The organism is Bradyrhizobium sp. AZCC 2230, from assembly GCF_036924495.1.
GTDB lineage: Bacteria > Pseudomonadota > Alphaproteobacteria > Rhizobiales > Xanthobacteraceae > Bradyrhizobium > Bradyrhizobium rifense.
In genome coordinates, this window is the sequence record NZ_JAZHRS010000001.1 from 8789631 (window position 1) to 8810771 (window position 21141).

Here is a 21141-nt window from a genome sequence, read left to right on the forward strand (position 1 = left end):
ACTGCGAAAAACCTGAATGGACCGTCTCGTCGCCCTAGCCGTCAACCGGCGCTTCCTGATGGTCGGCATGTTCGTCGCCGTGTTCATCGGCGGCCTGATCGCGTTCAACCAGCTCAACATCGAGGCCTATCCCGATCCGACCCCGCCGATGGTCGACATCGTCACGCAGAGCCCGGGCCTGTCGGCGGAAGAGATCGAGCGCTACATCACGATCCCGATCGAGACCCAGGTCGCGGGCCTGAAGAACCTCACGACCATCCGCACCATCTCGCTCTACGGCCTCTCCGACGTCAAACTGCAGTTCTCCTTCGCCTACACCTATGACGAGGCGTTGCAGCAGGTCCTGAACCGCCTTGCGCAGCTCGCACCGCTGCCCGGCAACGTACAGCCGCAGATCTCGCCGCTGAGCCCGATCGGCGAAATCTTCCGCTATCGGCTGGTCGGCCCGCCGAACTACAGCGTGCTCGACCTCAAGACCATCCAGGACTGGATCCTGCAGCGCCGCTTCCGTTCCGTGCCCGGCGTGATCGACGTGACCGGGTGGGGCGGCAAGAGCAAGACCTATGAGCTTCAGGTCGATAACAACAAGCTGGTCGCCAACGGCCTGACGCTGCCGCAACTGCTCCAGGCGGTCAGCAATTCCAACGTCAATGTCGGCGGCAACACCGTCAATATCGGCCAGCAATCGGCCGTGGTGCGCGGCGTCGGCCTGATCAAGTCGATTGACGACCTCGCTAACACGATGATCGCCCAGACCAATGGGAATCCGGTGCTGGTCAAGGATGTCGCTACCGTCACCATCGGCCAGAAGCCGCGTCTTGGCATCGCCGGCATCGACGATTCCGACGATATCGTGCAGGGCATCGTCCTGATGCGCCGCGGCGAGCAAAGCTCGCCAACCATCAAGCGCGTCCACCAGCTCGTTCAAACTATCAACGAGTCCAGCATCCTGCCGCCCGGCGTCCGCATCGAGCGCATCTATGACCGCGGTGACCTGATCGAGCTCACCACCCACACCGTGCTGCACAACATGGTGGTCGGCATCCTCCTGATCGTGCTGCTGCAGTGGATCTTCCTCGGTGATCTGCGCAGCGCGCTGATCGTCGGCGCCACGATTCCGTTCGCGCTGTTCTTCGCCGTGATCATCCTGGTGCTGCGCGGGGAATCGGCCAACCTGCTGTCTGTCGGCGCCATCGATTTCGGCCTGATCGTGGATGCCACCGTCATCATGGTGGAGGCGATCTTCCGCCGCCTGACGCAGACCACGCCGCCGACGGAATCCGAGCAGATGTCGCCCGAGACGCTGTTCGGCATGAAGAGCCATGCCATCCTCAGCGCCGCGGCCGACGTCTCGCGCTCGATCTTCTTTGCGGCCGCGATCATTATCGCGGCCTTCCTGCCGCTGTTCACGCTGTCCGGCGTCGAAGGCAATATTTTCGGACCGATGGCGCGCACCTATGCCTATGCGCTCGCCGGCGGCCTGCTCGCGACCTTCACCGTGACGCCTGCGCTCTCCGCGATCATCCTGCCGGCGCATGTCGAGGAGACCGAGACCAGGGTGATGCAGATCCTGCACCGGATCTACATGCCGGTTCTGAATTGGGCTGTTGCCAATCGCAGCATCATGCTTGGCGCCGCGGTTGGTCTCGTGCTGATGACGGTGGCGCTCGGCCGGCTGCTCGGCCTCGAATTCCTGCCCAAGCTCGAAGAGGGCAATCTCTGGATCCGTGCCACGCTGCCGCCGACCATCTCGCTCCAGGAAGGCAACACTTACGTCAACGAGATGCGCAAGGTGATCCGCGCCCGGCCCGAGGTCGAATCCGTGGTGTCGCAGCACGGCCGTCCCGACGACGGCACCGACGCCGCCGGCTTCTTCAATGCCGAGTTCTTCGCGCCGCTGAAGCCTGCGAGCGAGTGGCCCGGCACGCATGACAAGGATGAGCTGACCGCGCAATTGCTCAAGCAGCTCGATGATCGCTTCCCGGGCGTCGAGTTTAACTTCTCGCAATATCTCCAGGACAACGTTTCCGAAGCGGTGTCCGGCGTGAAGGGCGAAAACTCGATCAAGCTGTTCGGCAGCGATCTCCAGGCGCTCACCGACACCGCCAACAAGATCAAGTCGGTGCTGGCGACCGTGCAGGGCGTCACCGACCTCGCGGTCTTCACCTCGCTCGGGCAGCCGACCGTGCAGATCGACATCGACCGCGCCAAGGCCGCGCGCTACGGGCTCGCTCCCGGCGACATCAACGCCACCATCAAGGTCGCGATTGGCGGTGACACCGCGGGCGATATCTACGAGCCGGGCTCCGATCGCCACTTCCCGATCATCGTTCGCCTTGCGCCGGAATACCGCCGCAGCGCCGAGGCGATCCAGAACATACGGATCGGCGCGCCCGGACCGAACGGCTCCGTCACCCAGATTCCGCTCAGCGAAGTTGCCACGATCAGCCTCGTCTCCGGCGCCGCCTACATCTATCGCGAGCAGCAGGAACGCTATTTGCCGATCAAGTTTTCGGTGCGCGAGCGCGATCTCGGCAGCGCCATCCGCGAGGCGCAGCAGAAGATCGCGGACCAGGTGCAGTTGCCGCCGGGCTCGCACATGGAATGGGTCGGCGAGTATGGCAATCTCCAGGACGCGATCCGGCGGCTGTCGATCGTGGTGCCGATTTCGCTGGCGCTGATCGCCATCCTGCTCTGGTTCAATTTCGGCTCGATGACCGACACGCTGCTCGCCATGAGCGTGATTCCGATGGCGATCTTCGGCGGCGTGCTCGGGCTATTGATCACCGGCACCGCGTTCAGCGTTTCGGCAGCGATCGGCTTCATCGCCCTGTTCGGCATCGCCGTGATGGACGGCATCATCATCATCTCGCAGTTCAACCAGCTGATCGATGAAGGCATGGACCGCGTGAGCGCGGTGATCCGCACCGGCGAATTGCAGCTTCGTCCCGTGCTGATGACGTGCGTCGTCGCCGGCGTCGGCCTGCTGCCGGCCGCGCTGTCGGCGGGTATCGGCTCGCAGGTGCAGAAGCCGCTCGCGGTCGTGGTCGTCACCGGCATGATGCTGGCGCCGATCGTGATCCTGGTGACGCTGCCGGTGCTGATTTCCTTCTTCTCGCGCCGCGCGCGCTAGCCGAACGCGCGCTGCGCGATCCGCCGCAGCATCGTGGTGCCGAGCCCGAGCAGCATCAGGCTCGCGAAGCGGCTGCTCAATGACAGCATTCGCGGCGTCAGGCGTGACCGCGCGGTCGCGACGTGTCGCTTTTTGTTTGAACCTAAGCGGATTTGTCGCGACTCAGAAGCCGTACAGTCGGGCCGGGTTGTCGACCAGGATTTTCTTGCGCACATCCGCAGCCGGCGTCCACACCGGAAGCTGGTTGAGCAGGCGGCCATCGTCGATCTGGTGGAACGGTGCGAGGTCGGAGGCCTTACGGCCGGCGACCTGCGCCGAATCCGGATGCGGCCAGTCGGTGCCCCAGACGATACGGTCCGGGTTCGCGGCGATCAGTGCACGCGCATAGGGCGCCATGTCCTGATAATCGGGCGCGAGGTTCGACGAGCGGTAGGCGCCCGAAATCTTCACGTATGCCTGGCCCGACTTGACGAGTGCGACGAGGTCGGCAAAGCCGGGCTGCTCCAGTCCGAGCGAGGCCTCGAGCCCACCAAAATGGTCGAACACCGCGAGCACCGGCGAGGCCAGCACGAGATCCCTGATGGCCGAGATCATCGACAGCGTGGTGTAGAGCTGCACATGCCAGCCGCGCGCCTTCATGCGCTCGATGGCGGCTGTGAAGCGGGCGCGGCCGACATCGGGATTGTTGACGCCGTCGGTTGCAAGATTGATGCGGATGCCGCGAAAGCCGTCCGCATGCATCGTGTCGAGCTGAGCTTCCGTGGTCTTGTCGTCGATCACGGCGACGGCGCGCGCGGTCGCGCCGCGCGCCTTCATCCCGAACAGGCTGGAGGAATTGTCGGTGCCGTAGACGCTCGGCGTGACGATCACGACGCGCTCGATATGCAGCGCCTTGTGCAGCGCTGCCATCTCTTCCGGGCTTGCCGGTCCCGGCGTATAGACGCGGCCCGCAAAGAACGGAAATGTCGCGACATCGCCATGAATGTGGGTGTGACAGTCGCAGGCATGCGCCGGCACGTCGAAATTGATCGGCGTCGCGGGTTGCGCTGCGCGCGCGTAGATCTTGTCGGTCATGGCTACTCCGGCGGCGGGGAAGACGTGGAACGATATCACATCAGCCGGGCAGTCGAGCCACGTCGCTGCATAGCTGCTCGACCAGCTCCGCAACCGGACGTGCGCCGTCAACGCGGACGAGCGGGCAGGACAGACCCGCGAGCCACGCCTCATCTTTTGCGAGACTGCGGCCGTCGCGATCACCGGCTTCGTAGTGTGAGGCCCAGTCGACGAATGACTCCGTCTCCTGGTAACGCCAGCCCCCGGGCGCGACAGCATCGGCGCCGAAATGCGTCGTCTCGCGGGCTCGCAGGCGCTGCATCCGAAGCTCGCTCGGCGTTGACACGAAGATGACGAGATCGAACAACGGGACGAGCTCGTTGCCCCAGCCGGTGACGGTTCCGCTCAGCACCCAATCGAGACGCGGCAGGAACATTTCGCGCATCAGGCGCAGCCGATCTGCGGCGGGCCGCATCGTCTGGTACGGCGGCGCCGTCGGCAGCCAGAAATAATCGTCGCTGTCGTGATGCGGCAGCGCCAGCCGGCCCGCAAGCGCACGCCCGAGCGTCGTCACGCCGGAACCTGACGCTCCCAACAGATGGATGCGGCGGCTTTTCATGTGCACATTCCAGGAACGCCAGTCAGGCTCTACGCGACCCGGCTGCGCTTCGACGGTCGTCCGCTTGTTGCGGGCTGCGCGGACAAGGTCAGGCCCAACGCCCCGACAATGCGCATGACGGTCCCGAACTCGGGATTTCCAGCCTCTCCGAGAGCCTTGTAGAGGCTTTCGCGGTTCAGGCCGGCTTTCTTCGCGATCTCGCTCATGCCGCGCGCCCGTGCGACGAGGCCAAGCGCATCACGCACGAAATCTGCATCGCCGGTTTCCAGCGCTGCTGCAATATAGGCGGCCTGACGCTCCTCAGTGTTGAGGTAGTCGGCGGCATCAAATCGTGTTGTCTTAGTGACCGTTTTGGCTACGGCTTTGGACGTCGCCTTGGGCATCATACTGTCTCCGCCAGCTTCTGGGCTTGCTCGATGTCTTGCCGTTGTGTGCGTTTGTCACCGCCACACAGCAGGATCACGATCTGCGCTCCGCGATGCACATAATAGATCCGGTAGCCCGGACCATGGTCGATGCGCATTTCCCGGACATTGCGGCCGACGCTCTTGCTGTCACCGGGATTGCCCATCTCCATGCGACGAATGCGGGCGGCGATGCGAGCAACCGCATTGGTATCTTTGAGACGGTTTAGCCACGCCGAGAAGCGCTCGGTTTGTCTCACCTCGATCATGGTGAGGCCACTGTAGTCCATGGGCTACAGAATGTCAAAAGAAGCGGGTGTCGCGCCGAGACGACCGACGGCCGAGGTGGTCTGGATCCGAGTGTGTCGCGAGCGACTACTACCCCGACGGCGTGCGCAGGCCGTGCGAGGCGTCACGGACCTGGTGGTAGTGCACCTGGGCAGATAGTCCGGCGTGTTCAGGCTCAGCGTCTTGACGTCGAGATGGCCGACGGCGCTAAGCAGGGTGTAGGAGGCGATGACGCGGTCGCGCAGCGCGCTGATCAGGCGGGCCCTGGCCTGGATCAGATCGGCCTGCCAGTCGCCGCCGCCACGGCCCGGTTAAAGCCCAGCTCGGCCAGGTCCAGACTAGCGACGAATGCATCGACGACACGGACGGGGCTATCTGGCGCCACGTAGTCGTCGACGCATGCTGGCAGCAGACTGATCTCATCTCGGCTGTCGCCATCGATGAAGCTCACAGTTTGCCTCCGCCCGCTTGGAACGTTTCTGAGGCGCCACCCGATTGACAGGCGAACCTCGTGAAGGTCCGGATCGCGGAAGGAAGGCGGGCCGCGCTATCGACCCCGAACCGTCACCAGCGGCGTCCGCTTCCTGAATGAATGGTCGCGGGAATGTGGGCGCACCGCCCGCTACATCGGTGGTGCGACGCCTTTTCCCACTGCGACTAGCCGAGCTTCGTCGCCGGGCATGGTCCATACGACGACGGCGGATCCCAACGAGACTGTCGACCTGACAGTCGATACGAAACGAATTCGACAATCGGCGCGCGCGATGAAACCGTGAAGCTTCTGGGAAAACTCAGCCTGCTAAGCGGCCCGCATTCGCCAAGACGAGGAAATGCGAGCCGCCTGATGGAACGAAGGAGGCTCTGCCTCCGTCTTCACCGTTACAGTTCAGATTCAGCCGATCACCAGGGCTGGCCGTCGCCAAACGACCAGTCCTCTTTGTCCACAAAGACCATGTTGATCATGATGTCGTCTGGACGGACGGCCAGCTTGGTTTTCAACTCGTCGGCGACGAACCGGTAGAAGGCGAACTTCGTGTCTCTTTGGTTTCCGACAGTGCTGGTCACCTGGATCAGCATGAAGTCGGCGGACCGACTGAAGCCGAGAAATTTGGGATCATAGATGAGGTTGTCGGCGGTGTGCTCACCGACAACCACGAAGCGGTCACCGTCGGGCGCCTTGAGGATATCGATTATGCCCCTGTAGACGATGTCGGCCACGGCGGCGCGGTATTCGGGGGTTTTACCTTGGATCAGATCGATACGTGCGAACGGCATTGCAGCCTCCTTCAGATTGAGTTTCGGATTGAGCGTGGGTCGAGGGGATGAGCGTTCAGGCCCGGTTATCGAGATCGGGCACACCACTGTTCCGGTCGGCGTAAGCGGCCAGAAAGGCCGGCCGGCGCTGCCAGCGCTGCCAGAAGGCGTCGATGTGCTCGAAGCGCTCATCGAGCGGCGTGGCGTTCACCGGAAACTTCGAGAAGGCGATCGCGGTCGCCATCGTGATATCCGAGAACGTCGGTGCCTCGCCGCCCAGCAACCACTCGCGGCCATCGGCTAGATGGCGATCGACAAGCGCCGCGTGAGTCAGCGCCACCTTGCGGGAATGCTCGCCCCACGCCGGATTGCTGGTCAGTTCCAGCTTCGGCCCGAGACCTTGGTGCAGCACATGGAAGGCGGTGACGATTGGATAGAGGATGTGCACCCACGCCCGGTTGTCCCACATCTGGTCGAGGCCCCGCTCGTGAGGCGTCGCACCCATGATCTTTCGACCGTCGAAAGTGTCGTCGAGGTAACGCGCAATGGCGGAGGTCTCGCTGAGGAAGGAACCGTCCGCGAGCGCCAAGGTCGGGGTCTCGCCCCACGGGTTCATCCTGAGATGTTTCCCGCCGCGCTGCTCGCCGACCGGCGACATATCGTAGATCGTTTCATCGAACCGATCGGCGATGCCTTTCTCGTGCATGAAGATGCGCAAACGCTGCGGATTGGGAAAGGCCGAAGGGGAGGTGAAGAGCTTGAGTTTGTCGGTCATGGCGTGTCTCGCTTTGTGCTGGCAAGTCACCTGCCTGTCAGATGACAGGTAGATAACTACGCCTCAGAACTTGCCCCGTCAATCCCTATCTGTCATATGGCAGGTGACATTCGAATATGGCGAGAACGATGAAAGAGAATGCGAAGGAAGCGATCCTGACGGCAGCGCGGGAAGCGGCGATGGCCTACGGCTATGGCGGCATAAACTTTCGCGATCTGGCGCAGACCGTGGGCATCAAGGCCGCCAGCATAAACTACTATTTCGCCAACAAGGCCGCGCTCGGCGAGGCCGTTGCGAAGCGTTATTGGGAAGATATCGCCCGCGACCTGGATGCGATCTCGGCTGCGGCTCAAAGCCCGATCGCCGCCTTACGCCGTTATCCGGACATTTTCCGAGCGTCGCTTGAGCGCGACAATCGCATCTGCCTCAGCAGTTTTATGGCGACCGAATATGACGAACTTCCCGAGCCGGTGTTGAAGGAGGTTCAGGCTTTTGCTGACGTCAATGTCGCTTGGCTGAGCAAGCAACTGACCGCCGCGGAGGTGGTCAAGCCCAAGGAGAGTGAGGCAAGGGCTCGCGCCATTTATGCTGCCGTCGCGGGCGCTCAAATCGTTGCGCGGAGTCGCTCGAACATCTCGCTCTTTGATTCGCTCATCGAGAGCTATCGCGCGGCGGGCCTTTTGCCAGGGTAAACTGAGCAAGGCTTCTGGCCCAGCACCGGTGTCAGCGCCGTCCGGCGGTTCGCGCCAAAAACGGCTCCAAGCCCGCCCGAACGGCGCTGCGAGACGAGCCGGCATTTCGGCAGGTTTCCGCCCTCAAGCGAATTTCAGGAGGTCGGCTTACCAGACAGCGGCCCTGGCGACGTCATCTCCTGATCAAGTTTTTGCACAGCCTGCAATCCACACATTGCGATGATGTCATTGTGCGCCTGTTTTGCCCGACGCGTCAACCCAAAATTCGGTCTTGCCGAATTTCTAATTTAACCAATCATTTCTACTGTGCATGGGGTTGTTTTCGACATCTTCGTTGATGGCCGGCAATGCGGCGGGCCGAAGCCCCTCTCACCATGCTCAAGCCGAGGGAGAGCGCGGCCGTCCAAAGCCAACATGTCCAGCGCGGTGCTGGCGCGGCTAAAGGGGTTACTGCCCCGACGGCGTGCGCAAGCCTTGCCAGGCGTCGCGGACCTGGTGGTAGTGCACCTCGGGCAGATAGTCCGGCGTATTCAGGCTCAGCGTCTTGACGTCGAGATGGCCGACGGCGCTGAGCAGGGTGTAGGAGGCGATAACGCGGTCGCGCAGCGCGCCGATCAGGCGAGCCCTGGCCTGGATCAGATCGGCCTGCGAGTTCAGCACATCGACCGTGGTGCGTTGTCCGCCGGCGGCCTCGCGCTGCACGCCCTGGAGCGCGACGGTTGCGGCCTTCACTTCGGACTCCGAGGCCGAGACCGCGATCTTGGCGCCTTCATTGGCGACCCAGGCGCTGACCGCGGCGGTGCGCGCCTGGTTGCGAACCTGGTCGAGCACCAGCCGGCTCTGCGCCGTGACTTCCTTGGCCTGCCGGGTCTGCGAGGCGGCCTGGCCGCCGTCATAGATCGGCGCGGTGACGTTGGCGACGATCGAGGCCTGGTCGGTGGCGAAGGTGCCGAGCGTCTGGTCGCTGTCACGGCTGCGGCTGACGCTGCCCTGCAGGCTGGCGCTCGGCAGCAGCGCGCCTTCGGCAACCCGGATATTGGTCGAGGCGACGTCGACGTCGAAGCCCGCGGCCATCACCGCCGGATGCTCGCGGATCGACATCGCGATCGAGTCCTCGCGGGTCTTCGGCAGATAGCGGTCGACCACCTCGGCGGGGCGAAGCGCCGAGGGCGCGTTGCCGATCACCTGGGAATAGGTGGCTTGACTTACTGCAAGCGCGACCTCGGCGGCATTGAGATCGGCAAGGCCGCGGCTGAGGCGCGCCTCGGCCTGGGCGCTGTCGGTCGGGGTGACGTCGCCGGCATTGAGGCGGCGCTGGGTGATGGAGAGCGTCTCGCGCAGGAAGGCGACGTTGGAGCGCTGCGCCTCGACCAGCGACTGGTTCGCCAGCACGTTGGTGTAGGCGGTGACTGCGTCGAGCAGCACGCCCTGGCCGACATTGCGCAGCGCCTCGCGGCCGGACTGCACCTGGAGTTCCGCGACCCGCACGCTGTTGGCGGTGCGGAAGCCGTTGAACAGTGTTTGCGTCACGGTGACGCCGATTGTCCACGGCTTCAAATTCGCGGTCTGAATGGTGTTGTTGGGCAGCAAATCCCGAACCGCTTGCAGGCCGGCGCTCAGGCTCGCCACGATCTGCGGCCGGTAGCCGGCGAGCGCCTGCGGCACGGTCTCATCGGTGGCGCGCTGTCGCGCTCGCTCGGCATTGAGCGCCGGATTGGTCTGGTAGGCCTTGACCAGCGCCTCCGGCAGGGCCTCCGCATAGGCCGCGGCGGGCAGTACGCAACAGAGCGCTACCGTGGTCCATGTCGCCAGGACAGGACCCACGCCCGATCGACGCCGCGTCATCACGCGACCAGCTCTGGCGGCACGCCCAATCATGTATTCCCGCAAAATCCCGGCTGTCCGCCCCCGCCGATGGCGGCTCTCTTAACTGTTTACCTACCGCCGGTCCCGCAGGCAAACTGCCGCGGAGGAAACCCCCATCAAATCCGTGCTTGTTGCAGGTGCGTCACACAGCGATTCCGCCTCGAATGCGCTATAGGGGGACCCGTGGCGCCTTCCAATTCCGTCGGGCGCCTTTGCAATGCAGTCCGGACCCACGGATGATGCCGAAATTCTTCTCCGACCCCGATGCGCTCGCGGAGGAGATCATTCGCGACGTTGGAACCGATCTGGTGGTCGGTCTGCCGCTCGGCCTCGGCAAGGCCAATCACGTCGTCAACGCTCTCTACGCGCGGGCCTGTGCCGATCCTTACATCAAGCTGACATTGCTGTCGGCGCTGACACTGGAAAAGCCGAGGCCGAAGGCCCTGATCGAGCGCCGGTTCATCACGCCCGTGATCGACCGCCTGTTCGGCGGCTATCCGGATCTCGCCTATGCCGACGCCCTGCGCGAGGGCCGGCTGCCGCCCAACATCAAATTGGTCGAATTCTTCCTTCTTGCCGGACGCTGGCTGCACGTGCCGGCGGCGCAGCAGAATTACATCTCGGCCAACTACACCCATGCGGCGAGCTATCTGCTGGCGCGCGGGATGAACGTGGTGACACAGCTGGTGGCCAAGCGCGTCGTCGATGGCGTGCCGCGCTACAGCCTGTCGTGCAACACCGATACGACGCTGGATGTGCTGCGTGAGCGCCGCGCCGGACGCGCGTCGTTCAAGCTGGTCGCGCAGGTGAATTCCGAGCTGCCGTTCATGCCGGGCCTCGGCGATCTTCCGGCCGAGGAGTTTTGCGCCGTGCTGGACAGCGCGGCGACCGATTTTCCCTTGTTTGCGCCGCCGTCGGAGCCAATCTCCGATACCAAATACGCCATCGGCCTGAACGCGGCATCCCTCGTGCGCGACGGCGGTACGCTTCAGATCGGCATCGGGCAGATCGGCGATGCGCTCGCGCAGGGCCTGATCCTGCGCCATCGCAATAGCGCAGCGTTTCATGATGTCGTCACGCGGCTGTCTCCGGCGCGACCGGCCGTTGCGCAGGAAGCCGGCGCCTTCAAGGCCGGCCTCTACGGCGTCAGCGAGATGGTCACCGAGGCGTTCATCGGCCTGATCGACGCCGGCATTCTCGATCGCGCCGTCGACGGCGTGGTGCTGCACGGGGCCTTCTTTCTTGGTCCAAAATCCTTCTATCGCGCGTTGCGCGAAATGCCGCCGGACCAGATCGCGCGCATTCAGATGATGCCGGTGTCGTTCACGAACGAGCTCTACGGCGACGAGGATCAAAAGCGCCGCGACCGCGTCGATGCACGCTTCATCAACAACACGATGATGGCGACGCTGCTGGGCGCGGCGGTCTCCGACGGTCTCGATGATGGCCAGGTCGTGAGCGGTGTCGGCGGGCAATACAATTTCGTGGCGCAGGCCTTTGCGCTTCACGGCGCGCGATCTGTCCTGACGCTCGAGGCTACGCGGCAGGCCGGCGCTGCGCTGAAATCCAACATTCTCTGGCGCTACGGACACGAGACCATTCCGCGCCATCTGCGCGATGTCTTCGTCACCGAATACGGTGTTGCCGATCTCAGGGGAAAATCGGACGCCGGTGTGATCGCGGGAATGCTCGAGATCGCTGACTCCCGCTTCCAGGACGAGCTGACGCGGGTCGCCAAGGACTCCGGCAAACTGCCGCGGTGCTACGAGATCCCGCCCGCCCACCGCGAAAACCATTCCGAGCGGATCGCCGCAGCGCTCAAGCCCGCGCGCGACGCCGGGCTATTGCCGTCGTTCCCGTTCGGCTGCGATTTCACCGAGGTGGAGCAGCGCCTCATTCCGGCGCTGGAGGTCCTGCAAGCCGCGCAACATTCATCGCGCGCGCTGGCGGGTCTGCTGTGGCAGGGATTGTTGCGAAAGCCTGATACAGACGACGAGGCGTGTCTCGCACGCCTCGGCCTTGATCGCCCCAAAACCTGGCCGGAGCGCTTCTATCGCGCGCTCGTCAGCGCGGCCCTCGTGGAGAGCCGCGCAGCTTAAGCCCTTACCGGTTCTTGTTCACCGGCTTGCGCTTCTCGATGAACGCCGCCATTCCCTCGGAGCGGTCTTCGAGCGCGAAGGTCGAGTGGAACAAATTGCGCTCGACGCTCATGCCCTCGGCGAGCGTGGTCTCGAAGGCGCGATTGACCGCTTCCTTGGCCATTGCCACCGCAGGCCGTGACATCGCGGCGATCTTCTCGGCGGCCGCCATCGTCTCGTCCATCAGCTTGTCGGCCGGCACGATGCGGCTGACGAGGCCGCTGCGCTCAGCCTCGGCCGCATCCATCATGCGGCCGGTGAGGCAGAGATCCATCGCCTTGGACTTGCCGATCGCGCGGGTGAGGCGCTGGGTGCCGCCGATGCCGGGGATGGTGCCGAGCGTGATCTCGGGCTGGCCGAATTTGGCAGTGTCGGCGGCGATGATGAAGTCGCACATCATGGCGAGCTCGCAGCCGCCGCCGAGCGCGTAGCCGGCGACCGCCGCGATGGTCGGCTTGCGGCAGCGCGCGACGCGGTCGCCGCCGATTGCGGCGAAATCCTCGGAGAACATGTCGATGAAGCCCTTCGGCTGCATCTCCTTGATGTCGGCGCCGGCGGCAAAGGCCTTCTCGCTGCCGGTCACGACGATGCAGCCGATGGCGTCATCGGCTTCGAGATCGTCGACGGCGGCAGCGATCTCGCGAAAGACGCCGAAGGAGAGCGCGTTGAGCATTTTTGGCCGGTTCAGCTTGATGATGCCGACCGCGCCTTTGCTTTCGACGATGATGTGTTCGAACGTGCTCATGCTCCACCCACGCGTTTGATTGGGCGGGCAATGTGCCCGCTGGCGGGGTGGGCTTCAAGGGGGCCAAAGGCCGCCGGGACGCGCACACGGCGCGCCCCGAAATGAGCCGTCAGGCCAAGAATTAGGTGGCCAAGAATTAGGCCATGAACATTCGCGCGGCGGAGGCCAGCGTCAGCAGCGTACCGACGCCAATGAAGATCTTGCCGATCAGGGAGCTCTGGTCCCAGGCCGAGCTCGGCTGGCTGCTTGCCATCACCGGCGCCGGGCGCGGCTGCGCGTCGGTTGCGGCGACGACCGCTTTCTGCACGGGCGGGTTGTCCTGCTGCAGGGCGCGATCGAGGTCGTTGAGCTGGTCAGGCGGGACGACCTGGTTTTCGGCGCCGGGCGCCGCGGGACCGTCGGCTGCAGCCTGCACATTGTCGTTGGCGCGACCCGTCATCGCCGAAGCTGCGGCCGCAGGCGGTGTATCGGTGGCGGCGAGTTGCGCGTTGGCATTGGCGACTTCCGGCGGCATCTGGCTCGAGGCAGGGACGTCGGTGCTGGCCTCTTTGCCAGCCTTGTTGGCAGTCTTGTTGGCAGTCTTGGCCTCGTCGGCCTGCGGCGTGGCATCCGACTTGTCAGCCTTGTCGTCGGATTTCTGCGCCGTCTTGCTGTCGGTGTGGCGGCGCGACGAATGGCGTCGCTGCTTGTCCGGCTTGACCGTATCGGCCTGCTTGCTTGCGCCGTCCGGCTTCGTGCTCGCAGAGCTCGGCGCGGCCTGCACCGAAGCTCCAAACAGCAGCAATAGTCCGGTCAGAACCACCAATGCCGCGCGCCCGCTGGCTTTCATCATGTTGACGATCTCCCCAATTCACCCGTCCCGGGGCGAACAGAGACCCCGGCCCATGACGACAGCGGGGCAAAAAATGGGAATCTTCGGGCCACACCGGGCAAAACCGGGGCAAACCGGCCGGATGCAGCGGCGGCCGGATGCGGCAGGGACCGATCGGTGTTATGAGCCCTGACAGAGTTTCTGCGGCTGCTTCGGGGCAGGGATCTGCGTTGATCACGACTTCGTGATCGCATGGGTCCCGACGTAACAAATTGAAAGAGCGGCCGAATTGCAATGGTGAGGGGCGCGCGTGCGCGGACGTGAGGACGAGTGGACCGGCCTGATGCGGTCGGCCATGGCAGGCGATGATGCGGCGTATCATCGCCTGTTGAGGGCGGTTACGCCGGTGCTGCGCGCTGCCGCGAGGCGCGGCCTGGCGAGGGCTGGGCAGCCTCGCGATCAGGCCGAGGATATCGTGCAGGAGATTTTGTTGGCGGTGCATCTGAAGCGGCACACCTGGGACAGCGAAGCGCCCTTCGCGCCGTGGCTGTTTGCGATCGGCCGCAACAAGCTGATCGATGCGCTGAGGCGTCGCGGCCGGCGCGTCTTCGTCAACATCGACGATTTCGCCGAGACGCTGCCCGGCGAGACGCCGCAGGAGACGGCCTCGACGGGCGAGGTCACCGCGCAGCTCAATTCGCTGCCGCAGCGCCAGCGTGACGTGTTGCAGTCGATCGCGGTGGATAGTGCCTCGATCAAGGATACGGCGACTAAATTCTCGATGAGCGAAGGTGCAGTGCGGGTCGCACTGCACCGGGGCCTTGCGGCCCTGACGGCCAAACTACGGGACCACTAGTCATGGACACCGATCAACTCATTCGTACGCTCTCGGCCGACAACGCCCACCGCGCCCCGCGCGTCGGCGCGATGCTGACCATGGCACTTCTCGTGGCGGCGCCGCTGTCGATCCTCATCTTCGCGACGTTCCTCGGCGTGCGGCCCGACGTGATGAGCGCCATGCACAACCCGTTCTTCGACATGAAGTTCGCAGTCACGCTGTCGCTCGCGATCCCCGCTATCATCATCAGCCTGCATCTGTCGCGGCCCGAAGCCTTGATGCGCGGTTGGGGCTGGCTCCTGCTGCTTCCCGTCGGGCTGCTTGCCGTCGCGATCGGCAGCGAAGCGATGATGGCGCCGGCCATGCCGATGACGATGCGGCTGGTCGGCAAGAACTCGCGGTGGTGCATGTTGGCGATCCCCGCGATGTCGCTGCCGCTGCTCGCGGGCGCATTGTTCGGCCTGCGCCACGGCGCGCCGTCGCAGCCGGCGCTTGCGGGTGCACTCGCCGGCCTGCTGTCGGCCGGGCTCGCCGCGACGCTCTACGCCTCGCATTGCACCGACGACTCGCCGCTGTTCGTCGCGACCTGGTACACGATCGCGACCGCGGTGGTGACCGCGATCGGCGCTGCGGTGGGGTCGAGGGTTTTGAGGTATTAAGCTGCGGACGTCGTGCTTTGCATGCGGTGAAAGCGCAGCACCTGCTGGGCGGTGGAGCTGCGGAGGGCTTCGTACGTATCGCGCAGCATCAGCATGTCGGTCTGCGAGCCGCCCGAGAGCTTTTCGCGCATGGCGATGATGGCGCGCACGCTCGACCATTGCATGCCGGCGACCTTGGCGAGGATCATCACGCCCTCGGTGCGGCTCTCGATCATCATGTTCTCGGCGGTCTCGACCGCGACGCGGGCCAGTGCTGCGAGTCCGGCATTGGTCTCGTCGAACTTGCCCTGCTCGGCGAAGGACGTGACCTGGAATTCGTTGAGACGGCCGTCGTCGTGAAGTGACTTCACCAGCGCGCGTGCCAACTCGGTCTGCCGGGTCATGGCTGCGTTACGGACTCGCTGCGCCGCTTCCTGGACCACGCTCGACACTTCGTCGGCGAGTTCCGGATGTGCGGCCTCCAGCTTCCTGCGCACGCTCAGGGAGGCCTTGGCGATCAGCTTCAGGTAATGATGGCGCGGCAGGTCGGGCCGCACGCCGATGCAGGCGGCAAGATCGTCGTCGCGTTCGGCGCGGGTGACGAGATCGGTGAGGCTGCCCTCGGAGAGCTGCGCGCCCGGGTTGCCGACGGTCGACTGCACGACGTCCTCGTTGCCGCGCGCCACCAGCACGTCGGTCAGCGCCTCCGAAAGCACCCGACGCAACGAGATCGCCCTGAGATGGGCCTGGCTCTTGCTGCGCGCGATCTCGATCAGGGTTGTCTCGTCCAGCCGTTCCGACTTCGTCAGCACGGGACCGGCGACCTCGATGACGTCATCGAGTGCGAGCGTCCGGATGATTTTGGGCGGTGCGGCTGGGATCGGCGCGAGCCGGTCGGCGAGCAGCGCCTTCGCAGAGGTCTCGATCTGCTCCATCAGGCACTGAAAGACGTCGTCGAAGACGCGGATATGATCGTCGGAATAATCCACCGCGTTGTTGACGAAGAGGTCGGTGACCCGGCGCAGCGTTTCGACCCGGCGCGCGACGGTGCCGTGCGAGAGTGCCGACTGCAATTCCTCGAGCAAATTCTCGGATGACTTGACGGATTTGGTTCTCATGGCCCTGTCCTGGAGCATTCGATCCGGCGGCGTCTTCTCACGCGCCGGCAGCAAATGGATTGGTCAACTGGTTGCAATACGGTTGCGCCCTTGCGCCTTGGCGGAATAGAGCGCGCTATCGGCGCGCGCCAGAAACGTGTCGGCGGTATCGTTGTCGCGCAGCGTCACGACGCCGGCGGAAATCGTCACGCGCAGACCGGGCGAGAATGCGCTCCAGTCGAGCTCGGCGACGATGCTGCGCAGTCGATCGAGCATGCGCGATGCGGCCTCGCTTGCGGCGCCGGGCAGCAGCAGCAGAAATTCCTCGCCGCCATAGCGGCCGAAACGGTCGTCGGGCCGGATATTGGCGAAGATGGTGATGGCGAAGGTCCGCAGTACCTCGTCGCCGATGGGATGGCCGTGGGCGTCGTTGATGCGCTTGAACCAGTCGAGATCGATCAGTGCGATGGCGCAAGGCGCGGCCGCCTGCCGCGACTTCTCCATCTCTGCGTCGAGAAGTCGCATGATGCAGCGGCGGTTGTAGGAGCCGGTCAGCTCGTCGAGCTCGGCGAGCTCCTCGATGCGCTGATAGGCATCTTTCAGCTCGATGCTGCGCCGGTACAGGATCTTGCGCAGGGTGGCGCCGAACAGGCCGAGGAAGGCGCACTGGCCGATCACCAGCGCGAAACACAACATCGCGGCGGTCCGCTGCAGCCTCGTCGCAACGGGCATGCCGATCGGCAGATCGGAGGCGAGGAACACGGCCGCGAGCGCGCTGGTCGCGATCGCCCATGTGAGCATCGCCTGGGCCGAGGTCATGCGCAGCGTGCCGAATGCGAAGATCAGGAACAGCACGCTGATGAAAGCGATGCCGATCGTCGGCACCGACACCAGGAACACGAACTGCAGCGCCATATGCGCCGAGATCTGGAACACCGTGAGGTAGTGGTCGTTGTGCTTGTCGCCGACGCCGGCCTCCGACATCACGACGAAGATGCCGATGATCAGGAGGCCGCCGACCCAGAACAGCGACGGAACGTTGATGTGAACGGCGCCGTCATAGGCGTAGAGCAGCAGGACCGAGGCGCCGAGGGAGTAGCTGACGACCTGGCCGACATACATCTGCCGGCGCTGGCGGACCCGGCGCGCCAGCACCTCGGGTGCGGCCGCCCCGGACGTGAGGACGAGATCCGCAACCTCTGCGGCATTCCTCTCCGGAAAGGACGTCGCGGCCGTGCTCATGGTCCCGCCAATAGTGGATGTCAGCCGAAAAAATCTACGTGGCAAGCCTTTAGGTTTGGTATCCTTTTGCACCGAATCCGGGGGAACGCGGCACAGTGAGGGGTTCGTGCAGCGCGGAATTTTGCAGCCAGTTAGGCATCGCAGGCGATATCGCGGACCAAAGCCTGCTCCGTGCGACATAAGGTGCACAGGGTCGCGTCAAGGACCGGGCTCGACCGGGCCGTCGACGCGGGCTCACGCCAAATCCGCGAGAGAGTGTTTCCGTATTATGTTACCGTTCTGCAGAGAAGCGGCCGACCGCCACGGGTGGGACAAGGAAATTGCGCGTATGTGTGGTAGATCACACAGTTCCCCGTATGACTGCGGTAGGTTGAAGAATTTGACCCCGCCCGTCGAACCGTCCGCCGCATCGCCCCGACAAACTTTGCGAGACGGCCTTTGAGCGTGACACAGGCGGCTACGGACGAGGTCCTTATCGCCAGGATCGCCCAAGGTGATCGGCTTGCCATGCAGGTGCTGTACGGGCGGCACCATGTCAGGGTTTACAGGTTCGGGCTCAGGCTCGTGCGGGACGAGCAGACGGCGGAAGACCTCATCAGCGAGGTATTTCTGGACGTCTGGCGTCAAGCGGGCAAGTTCGAGGGCCGATCCGCCGTTTCCACCTGGCTGCTGGCAATCACCCGATTCAAGGCCCTGTCTGCGCTTCGGCGCCGAAAGGATTTTGAACTGGACGACGAGGCCGCCAATGCGATCGAGGATTCGTCCGACAATCCAGAAACGGTGGTCCAGAAAAAGGATACCAGTGAAGCGTTGCGGGAGTGTCTGACGGGCCTCTCGGCGGACCATCGGGAAATCGTCGACCTCGTCTACTACCACGAGAAGTCCGTGGAAGAGGTGGCGGAGATCGTCGGGATCCCGGAGAACACGGTAAAGACGCGCCTATTCTATGCGCGCAAGAAATTGGCCGAACTGCTGAAGGCAGCCGGCATTGAGCGAGGCTGGCCATGATGGCGTTGAGCAAGAAGATGCTGGAGCAACAGCCCAGTGAAATTGAATTGCTGCTGCCGTGGCACGCCGCCGGCACGCTGAATGCCCGCGATGCCCGCCGCGTCGAGGAAGCGCTCGCCAGCGATCCGGCGCTCGCCAGGCAATATGCGGCGATCCGCGGCGAATACGAAGAGACCATTCATTTGAACGAGAGCCTGGGCGCTCCGTCGGCGCGCGCGATGCAGAAGCTGTTCGCCGCGATCGACGCCGAGCCGGCGCAGGCGACCGGTTCGCTGCCGCTGTCGGCGCGCATCGCTGCGTTCTTCTCGAGCCTGTCGCCGCGCACGCTCGCCTGGTCGGCGAGCCTTGGCGCCATCGCGCTGCTGCTCCAAGCCGGCATCATCGGCGCCGTGCTGATGAAGACCCAGACCTCGACCTTCCAGACCGCATCGCTCTCGACCGGCGCGCCGATCACGCGCGAGCTCGGGGCGGCTGCACCTTCGCGGGCGCTGGTGCGCTTCACGCCCGAGGCGCGCGTCGCCGACATCACCGCGCTGCTCGATAGCTACCAGGCTTCGATCATCGGCGATGCAAGGGGCGGCATGTTCCGCCTGCAGTTCGACAAGGCGATGAGCCAGGACGAACTCAGTGTGCTGCTCGGCAGGATGCAGCGCGAGAAGTTCGTCAACCTCGCCGTGGCGGCGCCTTAAACGCGCCGCTGCACCAATGACACGCAAGTCCGAGAGTCAGTTGCGAGCCGGGGCCTATGCTTCGTCGGTCGGAGCCGCGCTGCTGCTTGCCGCCTGCCTCGGCATCGAGGTGGCGCACGCTCAGGCGATCATGCGCACGCCGACCATCAGCGTTCCCTCGCGGACGCCGACCATCAGTCCCAGCATTTCTGCCAGGGCGGTGAGTGTCGATCACGGTCCGCACGTGGTGACGACAGCCCGGATCTCGGCGCGGATGGCGACGAACCCGGTGCTGCCCTATGCGCGCTACTCGCCGAACCTCTATCCGGCCTGCACGGCGGCCTATCGCGACGCCGACGGCGAGTGCCTGGCACAGGCGAACGGAAGCGGCGACGGCTCCGGCAAATCGGCCAGGAAGAGCGCCGGCAAGGGGCGGGGCAACAACACGCCGGTCGCCATCAATCTGCGCAGCTTCGCCAACGAGTTCGTGGCCGAGATCGACAGCGCGCTGTCGCTGACCGAGGCCGATGAGCTCGCGCGGCGTCACGGTTTGAGGCGCGTCTCTTCGGAAAACTTCCCGCTGATCGGGGCCACGGTCGGCCTGTTCCGCATCGCCGACGGCCGGCCGTATGAGACGGTGCGGCGCGAATTTGCCGCCGACGGCAGTGTGCGTTCGCTCCAGCCGAACTTCCGCTACGTGCTCCAGGACCAGAAGTCGGCGGTGCCGACCGAGGGCGATCCGGCGCAATACGTGCTGGCGAAGCTGCGCCTGCCGCAGGCGCACACGCTGGCGCACGGCGCCAATGTCACGGTCGCCGTGATCGATTCCGGCATCGACGCCAGGCACCCCGAACTCGCCAACTCCATCGCCGACAATTTCGACGCGCTCGGCAGCAGCGAGGGCCCCCATATCCACGGCACCGGCATTGCGGGGGCCATCGTGGCGCATGCGAAGCTGATGGGCAGCGCGCCGGAAGCGCGCATCATCGCCATTCGCGCCTTCGGCGGCACCACCGGCAGCGCCGAGAGCTCGTCCTACATCATCCTGCGCTCGCTCAATTACGCAGCCGAGCACGGCGCCCAGATCGTCAATATGAGCTTTGCCGGTCCGAAGGACGCGGTGATCGAGCGGGCGATCGCGGCAACTGCCGCGCGCGGCCTGGTGCTGGTCGCGGCCGCCGGCAATGCCGGCGCCAAATCGCCGCCGCTTTATCCGGCCGCCAATCCCAACGTGATCGCGGTCAGTGCGACCGACCAGCAGGACAGACTGTTCACCGCGTCCAACCGCGGCAATTACATCGCGCTGGCCGCACCCGGCGTCGACATCTTCCTGCCGGCGCCGGACGGCAAATACCAGATGACGTCGGGCACCTCGTTCTCGGCGGCCTATGTCTCCGGCGTCGCGGCATTGCTGCTCGAGCGCAACTATTCCCTGAAGCCGGAAGCGCTGCGCATGACACTGTCGAAGACCGCGCGTGACCTCGGTTCACCCGGGCGTGATGATCTCTTCGGCGACGGCGAGCCCGATGCGTTCGCCGCGGTCATGGCCGTTCCGGTCGACAGCACGACGCCGGTCGCGGCTGCGTCCGGTACAACTAAACGTGAAGATGCCGAGAAGCGTCGCGACGATCCCGGCAGCCGCGCAATCGAACAACCTTCGCTGTCGAGCGCGGGCGATAAAGCCACGGTTTCTCAGGCGGATAAGCCGGCGGGGCGATAGCGCCTGCGACAACCTTGCGCGTCGGCCAAAGGTTAAAAAATCGAACGCCGCTTTGAACGTTCAGCCAGCTGCCACGACCAATTTATGTGGGAGCGGTCATCCCTCCCCATCAGTCATATTAGGCGCGAGCGCCCATCCACCCCAAGCGCCCA

The 21141-nt window shown here is 64.6% G+C and carries 20 protein-coding genes and 1 pseudogene; 8 read left to right on the top strand and 13 right to left on the bottom strand.

Annotation, left to right across the window (positions count from 1 at the left end):
* Positions 1–16 precede the first annotated feature (16 nt).
* A complete protein-coding gene (locus tag V1280_RS41775) occupies positions 17–3133 on the top strand; it encodes an efflux RND transporter permease subunit (RefSeq protein WP_334536669.1) in 3117 nt (1038 codons plus the stop codon).
* A gap of 162 nt (positions 3134–3295) precedes the next feature.
* Here V1280_RS41775 and V1280_RS41780 read toward each other — a convergent pair whose 3' ends face one another.
* The 8 genes and pseudogenes from V1280_RS41780 to V1280_RS41815 form a co-directional block, all read right to left on the bottom strand.
* Positions 3296–4207, bottom strand: a complete 912-nt coding sequence (locus V1280_RS41780) for an amidohydrolase family protein (protein ID WP_334536670.1) — start codon at positions 4205–4207, stop codon at positions 3296–3298.
* Positions 4208–4247: 40 nt separating this feature from the next.
* On the bottom strand, positions 4248–4805 hold the full coding sequence (locus tag V1280_RS41785; protein WP_334536672.1) for a hypothetical protein: 558 nt from the start codon (positions 4803–4805) through the stop codon (positions 4248–4250).
* Between the two features lie 29 nt (positions 4806–4834).
* Positions 4835–5188 carry an addiction module antidote protein gene (locus V1280_RS41790; RefSeq protein ID WP_442895269.1) on the bottom strand — a complete coding sequence of 118 codons (354 nt, stop codon included), beginning with the start codon at positions 5186–5188 and terminating at the stop codon, positions 4835–4837.
* Entirely contained in the window at positions 5188–5478 is a 291-nt protein-coding gene (locus V1280_RS41795; protein WP_334538560.1) for a type II toxin-antitoxin system RelE/ParE family toxin, read from the bottom strand. The genes V1280_RS41790 and V1280_RS41795 overlap by 1 nt, the downstream gene beginning before the upstream one ends.
* Before the next feature lie 109 nt (positions 5479–5587).
* Positions 5588–5784: pseudogene (locus V1280_RS41800) on the bottom strand (TolC family outer membrane protein); the annotation flags it as partial.
* Complete coding sequence (locus V1280_RS41805; RefSeq protein WP_442895195.1) at positions 5772–5948, bottom strand: hypothetical protein; 177 nt, start codon at positions 5946–5948, stop codon at positions 5772–5774. The pseudogene V1280_RS41800 and the gene V1280_RS41805, both read right to left, overlap by 13 nt.
* A gap of 449 nt (positions 5949–6397) precedes the next feature.
* Positions 6398–6772 carry a tautomerase family protein gene (locus V1280_RS41810; protein ID WP_334536676.1) on the bottom strand — a complete coding sequence of 125 codons (375 nt, stop codon included), beginning with the start codon at positions 6770–6772 and terminating at the stop codon, positions 6398–6400.
* A gap of 55 nt (positions 6773–6827) precedes the next feature.
* Complete coding sequence (locus tag V1280_RS41815; protein ID WP_334536677.1) at positions 6828–7526, bottom strand: glutathione S-transferase family protein; 699 nt, start codon at positions 7524–7526, stop codon at positions 6828–6830.
* Between the two features lie 128 nt (positions 7527–7654).
* Between V1280_RS41815 and V1280_RS41820 the strand changes: the two genes are divergently transcribed.
* Positions 7655–8218 (top strand): TetR/AcrR family transcriptional regulator, encoded by a 564-nt coding sequence (locus tag V1280_RS41820; protein WP_334536678.1) that lies wholly within the window; start codon positions 7655–7657, stop codon positions 8216–8218.
* Between the two features lie 447 nt (positions 8219–8665).
* Here V1280_RS41820 and V1280_RS41825 read toward each other — a convergent pair whose 3' ends face one another.
* Positions 8666–10096, bottom strand: a complete 1431-nt coding sequence (locus V1280_RS41825) for a TolC family outer membrane protein (protein ID WP_442895196.1) — start codon at positions 10094–10096, stop codon at positions 8666–8668.
* Between the two features lie 227 nt (positions 10097–10323).
* On the opposite strand from V1280_RS41825, the gene V1280_RS41830 reads away from it, so the two are divergent.
* Positions 10324–12183, top strand: a complete 1860-nt coding sequence (locus V1280_RS41830; RefSeq protein ID WP_334538561.1) for an acetyl-CoA hydrolase/transferase C-terminal domain-containing protein — start codon at positions 10324–10326, stop codon at positions 12181–12183.
* Between the two features lie 4 nt (positions 12184–12187).
* On the opposite strand, the gene V1280_RS41835 is transcribed toward V1280_RS41830, so the two are convergent.
* Positions 12188–12967, bottom strand: coding sequence for an enoyl-CoA hydratase (locus tag V1280_RS41835; RefSeq protein ID WP_027533908.1), 780 nt, complete (start codon positions 12965–12967; stop codon positions 12188–12190).
* A gap of 136 nt (positions 12968–13103) precedes the next feature.
* On the bottom strand, positions 13104–13799 hold the full coding sequence (locus tag V1280_RS41840) for a hypothetical protein (RefSeq protein ID WP_334536680.1): 696 nt from the start codon (positions 13797–13799) through the stop codon (positions 13104–13106).
* A 289-nt stretch (positions 13800–14088) separates the two neighbouring features.
* On the opposite strand from V1280_RS41840, the gene V1280_RS41845 reads away from it, so the two are divergent.
* On the top strand, positions 14089–14634 hold the full coding sequence (locus V1280_RS41845; protein ID WP_334536681.1) for a sigma-70 family RNA polymerase sigma factor: 546 nt from the start codon (positions 14089–14091) through the stop codon (positions 14632–14634).
* A gap of 2 nt (positions 14635–14636) precedes the next feature.
* Positions 14637–15275, top strand: coding sequence for a DUF1109 domain-containing protein (locus tag V1280_RS41850; RefSeq protein WP_334536682.1), 639 nt, complete (start codon positions 14637–14639; stop codon positions 15273–15275).
* Here V1280_RS41850 and V1280_RS41855 read toward each other — a convergent pair.
* Both V1280_RS41855 and V1280_RS41860 read right to left on the bottom strand, forming a co-directional pair.
* Positions 15272–16372 (bottom strand): DUF2336 domain-containing protein, encoded by a 1101-nt coding sequence (locus V1280_RS41855; protein WP_334536683.1) that lies wholly within the window; start codon positions 16370–16372, stop codon positions 15272–15274. The genes V1280_RS41850 and V1280_RS41855 overlap by 4 nt on opposite strands.
* Before the next feature lie 63 nt (positions 16373–16435).
* Positions 16436–17593, bottom strand: a complete 1158-nt coding sequence (locus V1280_RS41860) for a GGDEF domain-containing protein (protein WP_334536685.1) — start codon at positions 17591–17593, stop codon at positions 16436–16438.
* Between the two features lie 438 nt (positions 17594–18031).
* Here V1280_RS41860 and V1280_RS41865 point away from each other — a divergent pair, with 438 nt between their 5' ends.
* Genes V1280_RS41865 through V1280_RS41875 form a run of 3 tightly spaced genes read left to right on the top strand, consistent with a single transcriptional unit; the run spans position 18032 to position 20989 of the window.
* Positions 18032–18601 carry a sigma-70 family RNA polymerase sigma factor gene (locus tag V1280_RS41865; RefSeq protein ID WP_187437318.1) on the top strand — a complete coding sequence of 190 codons (570 nt, stop codon included), beginning with the start codon at positions 18032–18034 and terminating at the stop codon, positions 18599–18601.
* Complete coding sequence (locus V1280_RS41870) at positions 18598–19290, top strand: hypothetical protein (RefSeq protein ID WP_334536689.1); 693 nt, start codon at positions 18598–18600, stop codon at positions 19288–19290. Before V1280_RS41865 ends, V1280_RS41870 begins: the two co-directional genes overlap by 4 nt.
* A 16-nt stretch (positions 19291–19306) precedes the next feature.
* On the top strand, positions 19307–20989 hold the full coding sequence (locus V1280_RS41875) for a S8 family serine peptidase (protein WP_334536690.1): 1683 nt from the start codon (positions 19307–19309) through the stop codon (positions 20987–20989).
* The last annotated feature ends 152 nt before the right edge of the window (positions 20990–21141 follow it).